Below are 11673 nucleotides of genomic sequence, written 5' to 3' on the forward strand. Positions count from 1 at the left end.
CGGCCGATGTGTACCGGCGCGCCGCGGATGCCTGCAGTAGCCCGCGCACCCGCGCACCGCACGCAAAAGGGAGGCCGACCAAAGTCGACCTCCCCAAACACGCTTGCGCGCATGCGTCGCGGCATGCCGGCAACCCGACGCGCCGCTATCGTGCTGAAACCTACTCCGCGGCAGGAGCCTCGGCGTCGGCAGCCGCGGCCTCGACGGTCTCGGCAGCGGTCTCGGCCTCGGCGGCAGCCTTGGCAGCCTGCTTGGCAGCCTCGGCCTCGGCCTTCTTCGCGTACTCGGCGGCACGCTTGGCCTTCTCGGCGGCCTTGGCCTCCTTGGCGGCCTTCTTGGCGGCGGCGAGCTCGGCGGCCTTCGCAGCCTTGGCGGCCTTGGCAGCCTCGGCGGCCTTGAGCTGGGCGGCAGCGGCGCCACCAAACTTGTTGGCAAAGCGCTGGACACGTCCGCCGGTGTCGACGAGCTTCTGCTGGCCGGTGTAGAACGGGTGGCACTTATCGCAGAGGTCGATGGTCATCTCGCTCTTGGTCGAGCGGGTGACCCAAGTGTTGCCGCAGGTGCAGCGAACGGTGCACTCCACGTAGTTAGGATGGATGCCTTGCTTCATACTGGGACTCCTTTGGTAGGCCTGGTTTCCGACCAGGCGAGGATGGTAGCCCTGGTTCCAATCAGGGCGTCAAGCTATAGGAGTGTATCAGATTCGCCATGGGCGTGTTGTGGAGAAGAAATGGCGCTTTCGCCGCCACGGCGCCTTCGCACCCTGTAGACTAGGCGCTGGAAACCCGTTTGACAAACCCGGAGGCACCCCATGCTCCTTACCGTGGACGTAGGCAACACCCAGACGACGCTTGGCCTGTTCGACGCCGACGGCACCCTGCGGCGCCAGTGGCGCATGGCGACGGACCACACCGACACCGCCGACGAGCTGCACGAGCGCCTGTACGGCTACTTCCTCATGTTCGGCCTCACGCTTCGGAGCGTGACGGACGTCGCCATCGCGAGCGTCGTGCCCATCCTCACGCAGGAGTGGCAGTACATGATGTCCAACCTCCTCATGGCCGAGGACGTGCTGCTGGTGGACGCCACGCGCGATTGCGGCATCCGCATCGACATGCCAGACCCGCACCAGGTGGGCTCGGACCGCATCGCAAACGCCGTCGCCGCGCGCGAGCGCTACGGCTCGTCCGTGATCGTGGTGGACTTCGGCACCGCCACCAACATCGACGTGGTGGACGCCGCGGGCGCGTTTCGCGGCGGGGCCATCATGCCGGGCCTGCTGTCCTCCGCGCAGTCGCTCTTTGCCCACGCGGCGCGTCTGTCCAGCGTCCCCCTGGTGGTGCCGCCCCACGCGCTGGGCACCACCACGGAGACCGCGGTGCAGTCCGGCATCGTGATTGGAGCGGCGGCGCAGGTGGAGGGCCTCGTCTCGCGCATCAAGGCCGAGCTCGACGAGCCAGACGCGACCGTCGTTGGCACGGGCGGCCTCGCAGGCATCGTCTCCGGCGCGACGGACGCGTTCGACACCGTCGACCCCAACCTCACCGTCCGCGGCATCTACCTGATCTGGCGCCACAGAAACGAGAAGCGCGCCGCCCGCAGGCAGCGCGACATCAACGGCTAGGACGCTCGCGGCCCATTTTCGCAGCCTACGCCCGCGGACGCTCGCGGCGGATGGACGCCTGCTCCGGCGATATGCTCAGCTCGCGGCCGGAGTCCGTGCGAACGCTGGCGCGGCCCCACACGTCCAGGCCGGCCAGAACGCCGCGCGCGGTGACGCGGCCGTTGGGGTACACCACCTCCACGCGCTCGTTCGCGGCATCCATCGTCTCGAAGTAGTCGTCCAGCAGCGGCGCCAGCGGGCCCGCGACCACGCAGGCGCGGCGCAGGCGGTCCTCCCACTGGGCGGACGCCCGCTCGAGGGCGTGGGCAAGCTCTTCTCCCCCGGGCGCGACGCGGGGGTCGTCCGCAAGCAGCACCACATCGCAGCTGCCGAACATGCCCTCGTCGTAGCCGGCGCGCACGTCCACGCGCAGCAGCGCCTCGCCGTCCAGGGCCACGGCGTTTGGCCACGCCACGCGCGCTCCGTCCTGGCCCGCGGCGGCAAGCGCCCGCGCAAGGCCCAGGGCCAGCACCTGCGGCAGGCAGGTGTACATCTGCATCGGCACGTCCGGGCGCACCGTCACGCTCGCGAGCACGCGCTCCGCGGCGCGGCTGGGGCCATCGGCGCGGCCGTCGCCAGCGGCGCGGCTGGCGCCATCGGCGCGGCCACCGGGGGTCGCTATTGCCAATCCAGCTCACCAACCTCAGCCACCACGTGGCCCACGCGGTCCTCCGGCGCGTACACGGGCACGCCGGCGTGCATGAGGTAGCGCACGGGGTCGTGCATGAGGTCCTCCATGGGCACCAGCACGTAGTCGCGCTCGCCCAGGTGCGGGTGGGGCAGCGTCAGCTTGGGGCCGGCGTGCTCCTCGTCCTCCACAAAGCACAGGTCGCAGTCTATGGTGCGCGGGCCGTGGCCGGCAAGGCGCGGGTCACGCACGCGCTTGAGCTGCGTCTCTATGTCAAGCAGGCGGTCTATCAGCACGATGGGCGCAAGCTCCGTCCTGATCTCTACCACCGCGTTCACCACGTTCGTCTCGATGCCGTACGCGGGCTGCGTCTCGTACGCGTGGCTCGCCTGGACCACGCACGTCATGGGGATGTCGTTCATCAGGCGGACGGCGCGGGACAGGTTCTCGAGCCTGTCGCCCACGTTCGAGCCGATGGAGACGAAGCCTTGCCGCGGGTCCGCCTTCGTGACGGCCCAGTACGTGTCGAGAGCCTGGCAGACGCCGGCCACGTCATGTACGCGCAGCACGCGCGCGCCGCTCTCGACGGCCGCGAGCGCGATGCCCGTCGTGGCGAAGTCGCGCTCCGGCGCGTCCGCGACGCCAGAGACCGCACCCACGAAGCGCTTGCGCGAAACGGCGTTCAGCACGGGGTAGCCCATCGAGACGAGCTTGCGCGTGGCGCGCTGGATGACCACGTCCTGGTCGTACGTCTTGTCGAAGCCGGGGCCCGGGTCTATGCAGATGCGGTCGTGGCTGACGCCGGCGCGCATGAGCACGCGCGCCTGGTCGCCCAGAAATCCCATGATTTCCCTCATGACGGGCGCGGCCTCCGGCAGCGTGAAGCGCCTGGTGCTGGTGGGCACGGGGCGGCGCACGCGCGCGGGGCGCTCGGAGTCAAGCTGCACCATGCGCCGCGTGACCGGCCCGCCCAGCTTGTTCCAGTGCATCACGACGCAGCCGCAGTCGCTCTCCGCCGCCACCTGCACCATGGCCGGGTCCGTGAACCCGGTCACGTCGTTCAGGATGGAGACGCCCAGCCGCACGCAGATCTTTGCCACGGCGGCGTGGCGCGTGTCCACGGATATGATGGCCGTGGGGGCCTTGGCCAGGATCCCGCGGATCACGGGCACGATCCTGTGGGCCTCCTCCTCCGGCGTCACCGGCTTGGAGCCCGGGCGCGTGGACTCGCCGCCCACGTCGATGATGTCCGCGCCCTCATCCAGCATCTGCAGCGCGCGTTCCACGGCCGCCGCGGGGTCGAGGTTCTCTCCCCCGTCACTGAACGAGTCCGGCGTGACGTTGAGGATGCCCATGACGCGCGGGCGTGCCAGCGACAGCACGTGCTGGCCGCAGCGCCAGGTGGAGTAGTCCTCACGAAGCATGGGTACACCTTCCAAACGGGTCAAGGGGCGCCGCGCACGCGCGCACGCCCCGGAGTGTTCCCAAAGATTGTAACCGCTTGCGCCCTACCAATCGAACGCCTTTGCTATGTCGCAGGCACAAACCACGTCTGCCGCGCAATCCTGCGCGATGGGCTCCAGGTTCACGATGGCGAGCTTCGAGCCCCTGAAGTACTGCACCAGCCCGGCCGCCGGGTACACCACGAGCGACGTGCCGCCGATGATGAGGAGGTCGGCGTGGCTTATGGCCACGACCGCGGCCTCTATGTCCTTCTCGTCCAGGGACTCCTCGTACAGCACCACGTCCGGCTTCACGATGCCGCCGCAGCGCGTGCAGCGCGGCACGCCGGTGGTGGAAAGCATCCACTCCTGGTCGTACGCGGCGCCGCAGTCCACGCAGTGGTTGCGGTGGGTCGACCCGTGGAGCTCGATCACGTTCTTGGAGCCGGCGGCCTGGTGCAGGCCGTCGATGTTCTGGGTCACGATGGCGTCGAGCCTGCCCTCGCGCTCCAGCTGCGCGAGCTTCACGTGCGCCTGGTTGGGCCTGGCGTCCGGCGCGCACATCATCTTGCGATAGAAGTCGTAGAACGCCTCGGGGTCCTGCCTCCACAGGTGGTGGCTCAGGAGCTCCTCCGGGGAGTACTTGGACGAGAAGTGCTGGTTGTACAGGCCGTTCTCGCTTCGGAAGTCTGGGATCCCGCTTGCGGTCGAGACGCCCGCCCCGCCGAAGAACACCGTGTGCGCGGACGCGTCCGTGAGCCTCTTCAGCTCTTGCGCGGCGAGCCTGGGGTCCGTGATCGTCTTGCCCATGTCTGCCTCCTCGTGACTGTGCCTACCGTAGCACTTTGGTGCGCCGCGGGCGCTTCTGGTGCGGGCACGGGCGGCAAACGGGTAAGGTTGAGTCATTGTTATTCGACGTAAGGCGGCGACATGGCACCACTCACAAACAACGTGCACAAGACGGCTTTGGTGTTCGAAGGCGGCGGCTATCGCGCGGCATACACGGCGGCCTTTGCAAACGCCCTGCTGGCCGAGGGCATATACTTCGACTTTGTATGCGGGATCTCTGCGGGCTCCAGCCACGCGGTCGATTACCTCAGCCGCGACGCGCGCCGCGTGAAAGACGCGTTCATGGGGTTTGAGGGGTCGGGCACGCCGGCGGTGGGCGTTGGCTCCATCCTGCACGGCACGCGCTACTTCAACGCGGACTACCTGTACGAGGGCTGCGTGGAGGATGGCAGCCTGCCGTTTGACTGGGACACGTTCCAGGCGAACCCGGCGCGCGTGGCGGTCTCGGCCTTCGAGCGCGACACGGGCAGGACGCGCGTGTTCACGCGCGAGGACATGCCCACGCTGCGGGACCTCATGGCGTGCGTGCGCGCGAGCTCGACGCTTCCCGTGCTGATGAGGCCGCAGCCCATAGACGGCGTCACGTACCTGGACGGAGGCCTGGGCGAGGGCGCGGGCATCCCGCTGTTCATGGCGGAGCGCGCCGGCTACACGCGCTTCCTGCTGGTGGCGACGCGCCCGGCGGGATACCGCAAGGAGCCGCCCTCGAGGGGCGAGAAGGACGCGACCCTGCGGTTTGGGGGCGAGCACCCGCACGTGAGGGAGGCCCTTCTCACCCGCTCCGAGCGCTACAACGCGGAGCTCGACCGCATTGCGCAGATGGAGCGCGAGGGCCGCTGCCTGGTGATCCGCCCGGACATGATGCCCGTGAAGAGCACGACGCTCGACCCGGTGGCGCTTAGGACCGCCTACGCGCTGGGCGCGGCGCAGGCGCGGCGCGACATGCCCGCGTACAAGGAGTTCCTGTTTGGCGACCCCAACTGGAGGGCGCCGCAGGACGAGCGCTAGCGCGGCCGCGCGCCGTCGCGCAAGGCGGCGCCGGACCCGCCGCGACAGGCGCAGGACGAGAAACCCCGACGGGCCGACGGCCCCACGAAGGAGAGACATGGCTGACACCAACAAGACGGACGGCACGCCAGAGGCGGCCGGCGAGCGCGAGCTGAGGCTCGTCTCGTGGAACGTGAACGGGCTGCGCGCCGTCATGAAGAAGGAGCCCGGCTTCATGCAGGTGTTCGACGCGCTGGACGCGGACGTGTTTGCCCTGCAGGAGACGAAGATGCAGGAGGGGCAGCTCGAGCTCGACCTGCCCGGCTACACGCAGGTGTGGAGCTCGGCGGAGCGCAAGGGGTACTCCGGCACCGCCGTGTTCAGCCGCACGGAGCCGCTGCAGGTGATCCGGCAGATCGGCAGCCCGGTGGCCGACGACGAGGGCCGCGTGTGCGCACTGGAGTTTGGGGACTTCTGGTTTGTGGACGTGTACACGCCAAACTCGAAGCAGGGCCTCGCGCGCCTGGACGAGCGCATGGTGTGGGACGAGCGCTTCCGCGAGTTCCTGCAGGGGCTCGACAGGCAGAAGCCCGTCGTGACGTGCGGGGACTTCAACGTGGCGCACGAGGAGATCGACCTCAAGAACCCGGCCACCAACCACGAGAACGCGGGCTTCTCGGACGAGGAGCGCGCAAGCTTCGGGAAGCTTCTGGACGCGGGCTTCACGGACACGTTCCGCACGCTGAACCCCACGCTCGAGGGGGCGTACAGCTGGTGGAGCTACCGCATGCGCGCACGCGAGCGCAACGCCGGCTGGCGCATAGACTACTTCCTGGTGAGCGACCGCGCGTTCTCGCGGGTGACGAGCGCGCGCATCCTGGACGACGTGTACGGGTCCGACCACTGCCCCGTCGAGCTGACGATCAGGGCGTAGGCCCAGCGCGGCCGGGCAGCCGGCCGGGGGGGGCGGGTCGCTACAGCCCGTCCGGCCGGCCGATGGCGCGCTCGAGCACGCCCAGAAACGTCTGGGCGTCGCGCGTGGCCACGAGCTTCTGCGGGAAGCGGATCTCTTCCAGCATGGAGCGCACGTGGTCGAAGCGGCCGATCCCGTACGATATGTGCGCGTCCGTGCCGGTGGATATCATGACGCCCATCTCCGCGCAGCGTTCCGCGATCCGCCGGCAGCTCTGCCGCGCGGAGGGGTGGTCGCCAAACGTGACCTCGTTTATCTCTATCAGCTTGCCGCGCTCCTTCGCGACGGTCAGGACCTCGCCCAGGTCGTACGGCATGCCGGAGCGCCCCGTGTGCCCCAGGATCAGCACCTTGGGGTCCTCGAGCGCGCGCACGTAGCACTCCGTGGTCTGGGCGAGGCTCGCGCCCTCCGCCCACGACTTGTCATGCACGCTCGCGATAACGTAGTCGCACTCGTCGAACACGCGCTCCCTCAGGTTGATGGGGCGGCGCAGCGCGCGGCCCGTGATGTCGCGCCCGCACACGATGTCGTGCCCAAACAGGTGACCGTCCAAATCGACGATGTCCGCCTCGACCCCGTGCAGCAGCCGCACGCCGTTCCAGATGCGCGGCCAGCTGTGCATGTTCAGGAAGTGCTGGAAGTCGCGCAGGTCGTACTCCCCGTCGATCGCGGGATGGACCATCGCGCTGAAGTGGTCCGTCGAGCCCAGGAGCTCCACGCGCATCTCCGCCGCGGCGCGCACGTTCTCCTCTATCGTGGAGTACGCGTGGCGCGAGAAGATCGTGTGCGTGTGGACGTCACAAGCTATGTGCAGCATGTCTTCCTCTCTTGCGGCCTGGCGGCTGCGCTAGCGGCGGTCGCCCTCCGGCCCCTTGCGGCTGGCGCGGGCACGGGCCTCTGCGAGCGCGGCCTGTGCCTCGAGCGCCTGGGCACGGGCCTCCGCGGCACGGGCGCGGGCCTCGAGCGCGGCGAGGTCCAGGTCGCCCGCGGCTTCGGGCGCAGTGGGCACGTCAGGTGCAGCGGGCGCGTCAGGTGCGGCGGGCGCGGCAGCCACGGCGGCGTCGGCAGCCGGCTCGCGGCGCTCCGGGCGCGCGGGCTTCTCGGCCGTAAGCTCGTCCACGGCGCGGCGGGCGTCCGCACCCAAAAGCTGTGCCAGGCTGGGGCCGGGCTTCACCATGTGGCCCGCAAACAGCGGGCAGGCCGCGTCCTTCTCGCCCACGCGCCGGCCCGCCTGGCTGGGCTCCAGGCACTCGCAGTGCGTGCGCAAAACGCCCATGCGCTCCGTCATGAAGCGGCAGTCGCCGCAGGTGCGGGCCGCGGCACGGGCGTTCGCGCGGTTGTTGCGCAACATGGATGCCGCCCCTAGCGGTAGGACTCGGCGAGCTTCTGCCACGCGGGCATGGAGTTCACGATGGTCTCGTACGAGACGCAGTAGCCCAGGCGCACCCAGCCCTCGCAGCCAAAGCTGTTGGACGGCACGGGCAAGAGCTCGAGGTCACGGGCGCGGCGGAAGAACGCCTCCGCGTCGGGCTCCAGCGACTTGACCCACAGGTAGAACGCGCCCTCCGGCTCGATGCAGGTGTAGCCCAGCTTGCGCAGGCCACCGGCAAGCGCCTCGCGGTTGCGCGCGTACGCCTCCACGTTGGTGGGCTCGTCCACGCAGTCTATCAGCACACGCTGGAACAGCGCCGGCGCGCACACGAAGCCGAGCTTGCGGCCCGCGCCCGCGACGGCAAGCACAAGCTCGTCGTGGTCGGGGTTCGTGTCCGGCACCAGCGCCCAGCCAATGCGCTCGCCCGGCAGGCTGAGCGACTTGGAATACGAGTAGCACACGATGGTGCGATTGTAGAGCGCCGGCACCCACGGCACCTCCGCGCCGTAGGTAATCTCGCGGTACGGCTCGTCGGACACCAGGTAGATGGGATGGCCAAGCTCCTCGCTGCGGCCGGAAAGCACGGACGCGAGCGAGAGGAGCGTGCTCTTGGTGTAGACGGCGCCCACGGGGTTGTTGGGCGAGTCGATGATGACGGCCTTGGTGTTGGGCGTGATCGCCGCGTCCACCGCGGCGGCGTCCACCTGGAACGTCTTGGCGTCTGCCATGACCTCCACGCACGTGGCGCCTGCGGTCTCGATCCAGACGCGGTACTCCGGGAAGTACGGCGCGATCACGATGACCTCGTCCCCGGGGTTCACGATCGCGTGCAGCGTGATGCTGATGGCCGCGGCCGCGCCGCAGGTGAGGTACAGGTCGCCTGGCTCGTACGACGTCTTGAAGCGGCGGTTGAGCGAGTCCGCGACCGCCTGGCGCGCCGCGGGCAGGCCGGCGGCAGGCGTGTAGCCATGCAGCTGCGCCGCGGGCAGCGCCGCGTTCCTCACGATGGACTCCCTCACCGCGTCCGGCGCGGGGACGGACGGGTTGCCCAGGCTGAAGTCGAACACGTTCTGCGCGCCGATCTGGGCCTTGCGCGCCGCACCGTACGCCGCGATCTCGCGGATGGAGGACTTCGCCGCGCCGTAGTCGTAGCTCTTCTGGTTGATGGCCATTAGCTCTCCTCACTCTGGGCGGGCGCGGGTGCGTCCGCAGCGTTCGTCTTGTCTTCCTCCGGGTGGGCGGCGAGGTAGGCGTCCCACTTGTTGTCCAGAAGCGCGTTCACGGCGTCGCCCTCGACGGTCTCGCGGTCAAGCAGCACGCCCGCCATCGTGCGCATCTGCTCCGCGCGGGCCTCGAGCACCTCGCGTGCGCGCACGTGGGCCTGGCGCATGATGCGCTCCACCTCGTCGTCGATGCGCTTGGAGGTCTCGGCGGAAAGGTCGTGGTGGTTCGTGTAGTCCCGGCCCAGGAACACCTCGTGCTGCGGCTCGCTGAACACCTGCGCGCCCAGCTCGTCGCTCATGCCGTACACCGTGACCATGGAGCGGGCGATCTTCGTGGCGCGCTCCAGGTCGTTGCTGGCGCCCGTCGTGATGTCGTCGCAGAACAGCTCCTCCGCGGTGCGGCCGCCCAGAAGCACGGCGATCTGGTCGAGCATGCCGTCGCGCGTCTCCAGGAAGTGGTCCTCCTCCGGCAGCTGCATGGTGTAGCCCAGCGCGCGGCCGCGGCTGATGATGCTGATCTTGTGCACGGGGTCGCTGTTCTCCAGCACGTGGCCCACGAGAGCGTGGCCGCTCTCGTGGAACGCGATCGTGGTGCGCTCCTTCTGGCTCATCACGCGGCCCTTCTTTTCCGGACCGGCGATGACGCGCTCCATGGACTCCTCTATCTCGGGCATGCCGACGACGTCCTTGTGGCGCCGCGCGGCCAGAAGCGCGGCCTCGTTCATGAGGTTTGCGAGGTCCGCGCCCGTGAAGCCCGGCGTGAGCTTCGCGATGCGGCCGAGGTCGATGTCCGTGCCCAGGGGCTTGTTCTTGGAGTGGACCGTCAGGATCTTCTCGCGCCCCTTGACGTCCGGGCGGTCCACCGTGACCTGCCGGTCGAAGCGGCCGGGACGCAGCAGCGCCGGGTCCAGGATGTCCGGGCGGTTCGTGGCGGCGATCAGGATGACGGCGGAGTTGTCGTCGAATCCGTCCATCTCGACCAGGAGCTGGTTCAGGGTCTGCTCGCGCTCGTCGTGCCCGCCGCCGAGGCCCGCGCCGCGCTGTCGGCCGACGGCGTCGATCTCGTCGATGAAGATGATGGACGGCGCGGCGTCCTTTGCCTGCTTGAAGAGGTCGCGCACGCGGCTTGCGCCGACGCCCACGAACATCTCGACGAAGTCTGAGCCGGATATCGAGAAGAACGGGACGCCCGCCTCGCCGGCCACGGCCTTTGCCAGCAGCGTCTTGCCGGTTCCCGGGGGGCCCACCAGGAGCACGCCGTGCGGGATCTTCGCGCCCATCTTCTTGTAGCGCTCAGGCTCGCGCAGGTAGTCGCGGACCTCCTTCAGCTCCTCCACGGCCTCGTCGATGCCGGCGACGTCGTCGAACTTCACCTTCGGGCGCGTCTCCTCGGACGTGCGGGCCTTCGTGGCGCGGCCAAAGTTCATGGTGCGGCCGTTTGCGCCGTTCATCTGGTTCATGAAGTACACGAACGCGATGACCACCAGGATGGTGGGGACGACGGTGACGAGGACGGACTGCAAGAAGTCGCTCGACGAGGTGTCGATCGTGTACTTCGTGTCCGGCTGCTTCGCCATGAGCTCCTGCAGGCTGTCCGCGCCCACGTAGTAGCTCTTGAAGCGGGACGCCTTGTTCTTCTCGCCCACGTCCGCCTTGTGGCGCCAGTACGTTCCGGAGAGGCTGCCGTCCTCCGTCTTGTACGTCACGCTCTCGATGCGGTCCTGCTTGACGGCGGTCACGAACTCGTTGGTGCTCATGACGTCCGCGGACGGCTTGCCGTTGAAGGCGCCGTAGCCCGTGTACACCGCATAGCACAGCGCGGCGATCATGACGAGCGTGACGATGAGGGACCTGCGGGAGCTGGGGCCGTCCGGCCTGAGGCCGTTGGGGTCGAGCCCGCTCCCGCGGTCGTGCTTCTTGTTGTCCGACACTAAGTGACTCCTTGCGTTGCTTGCTTCAGACCTACTTGCTGTAGACCTCGGGCTTCAGGATGCCCACGTAGGGAAGGTTGCGATAGCGCTCGGCGTAGTCGAGGCCATAGCCCACGATGAACTCGTTGGGGACGTGCGCGCCCACGTAGTCCGGCGTGACGGCCGCGGTGTGGCCGGGAATGTCCTTCACGGCGAACGCGCAGATCCTGATGGACTTGGCGCCGCGGCCCTTGAGGAGGTCGACCAGGTAGCTGAGCGTGAGGCCCGAGTCGAGGATGTCCTCCGCGATCAGGATGTCGCGACCCTGGATCTCTGTGTCGAGGTCCTTCAGGATCTTCACGACGCCGGAGCTCTTCACGCCCGCGCCGTAGCTGGACACGGCCATGAAGTCGACGGCGCACGGCACGGTGATCTTGCGCAGCAGGTCCGCCGTGAAGACGAACGCGCCGCGGAGCACGGCGACCACCAGCGGGTTCTTGCCCTCGTAGTCGCGGCTGACCTCCTGGCCCAGGCGACCCACGATCTGCTTGATGTCGTCCTCGCTCAGGATGACGCTCTCGATGTCCGGATGCAGCTCTGCCATTGCGTTCCCTTTCGCTTGTATG

12 protein-coding genes are annotated in these 11673 nt (G+C 68.8%); 3 read left to right on the plus strand and 9 right to left on the minus strand.

The features are described 5' to 3' along the window. Window positions 1-160: 160 nt before the first annotated feature. Entirely contained in the window at window positions 161-610 is a 450-nt protein-coding gene (rpmE, locus tag HF885_RS08845) for a 50S ribosomal protein L31 (protein ID WP_090846015.1), read from the minus strand. Between the two features lie 201 nt (window positions 611-811). Here rpmE and HF885_RS08850 point away from each other — a divergent pair, with 201 nt between their 5' ends. Next, the gene (locus tag HF885_RS08850) at window positions 812-1624 is read left to right on the plus strand and encodes a type III pantothenate kinase (protein WP_170104575.1); all 813 of its coding nucleotides are present in this window, start codon (window positions 812-814) and stop codon (window positions 1622-1624) included. A gap of 25 nt (window positions 1625-1649) precedes the next feature. On the opposite strand, the gene HF885_RS08855 is transcribed toward HF885_RS08850, so the two are convergent. From HF885_RS08855 to HF885_RS08865, 3 genes are all read right to left on the minus strand, one after another. Next, window positions 1650-2291, minus strand: a complete 642-nt coding sequence (locus HF885_RS08855) for a hypothetical protein (RefSeq protein ID WP_170104576.1) — start codon at window positions 2289-2291, stop codon at window positions 1650-1652. Next, window positions 2282-3715 (minus strand): dihydropteroate synthase, encoded by a 1434-nt coding sequence (gene folP / locus HF885_RS08860; RefSeq protein WP_170104577.1) that lies wholly within the window; start codon window positions 3713-3715, stop codon window positions 2282-2284. The genes HF885_RS08855 and folP overlap by 10 nt, the downstream gene beginning before the upstream one ends. Before the next feature lie 84 nt (window positions 3716-3799). Next, window positions 3800-4543, minus strand: a complete 744-nt coding sequence (locus HF885_RS08865; protein ID WP_170104578.1) for an NAD-dependent protein deacylase — start codon at window positions 4541-4543, stop codon at window positions 3800-3802. Window positions 4544-4663: 120 nt separating this feature from the next. On the opposite strand from HF885_RS08865, the gene HF885_RS08870 reads away from it, so the two are divergent. Together HF885_RS08870 and HF885_RS08875 are read left to right on the plus strand one after the other, a co-directional pair. Beyond that, on the plus strand, window positions 4664-5590 hold the full coding sequence (locus tag HF885_RS08870; RefSeq protein ID WP_170104579.1) for a patatin-like phospholipase family protein: 927 nt from the start codon (window positions 4664-4666) through the stop codon (window positions 5588-5590). A gap of 97 nt (window positions 5591-5687) precedes the next feature. After that, a complete protein-coding gene (locus HF885_RS08875) occupies window positions 5688-6503 on the plus strand; it encodes an exodeoxyribonuclease III (RefSeq protein ID WP_170104580.1) in 816 nt (271 codons plus the stop codon). A gap of 40 nt (window positions 6504-6543) precedes the next feature. Here HF885_RS08875 and HF885_RS08880 read toward each other — a convergent pair whose 3' ends face one another. The 5 genes from HF885_RS08880 to hpt form a co-directional block, all read right to left on the minus strand. Beyond that, window positions 6544-7359, minus strand: a complete 816-nt coding sequence (locus tag HF885_RS08880) for a phosphatase (protein ID WP_170104581.1) — start codon at window positions 7357-7359, stop codon at window positions 6544-6546. 30 nt (window positions 7360-7389) lie between these two features. Further along, the gene (locus HF885_RS08885) at window positions 7390-7893 is read right to left on the minus strand and encodes a hypothetical protein (RefSeq protein WP_170104582.1); all 504 of its coding nucleotides are present in this window, start codon (window positions 7891-7893) and stop codon (window positions 7390-7392) included. An 11-nt stretch (window positions 7894-7904) separates the two neighbouring features. Further along, window positions 7905-9086: a pyridoxal phosphate-dependent aminotransferase gene (locus HF885_RS08890; protein ID WP_170104583.1), complete on the minus strand. Its 1182-nt coding sequence runs from the start codon at window positions 9084-9086 to the stop codon at window positions 7905-7907. Then, window positions 9086-10966 (minus strand): ATP-dependent zinc metalloprotease FtsH, encoded by a 1881-nt coding sequence (gene ftsH / locus HF885_RS08895; protein WP_170104629.1) that lies wholly within the window; start codon window positions 10964-10966, stop codon window positions 9086-9088. Before ftsH ends, HF885_RS08890 begins: the two co-directional genes overlap by 1 nt. Window positions 10967-11099: 133 nt before the next feature. Further along, window positions 11100-11651: a hypoxanthine phosphoribosyltransferase gene (gene hpt, locus HF885_RS08900; RefSeq protein ID WP_170104584.1), complete on the minus strand. Its 552-nt coding sequence runs from the start codon at window positions 11649-11651 to the stop codon at window positions 11100-11102. Between the last annotated feature and the right edge of the window lie 22 nt (window positions 11652-11673).

Source organism: Parafannyhessea umbonata (assembly GCF_012844235.1).
Taxonomy (GTDB): Bacteria; Actinomycetota; Coriobacteriia; order Coriobacteriales; family Atopobiaceae; genus Parafannyhessea.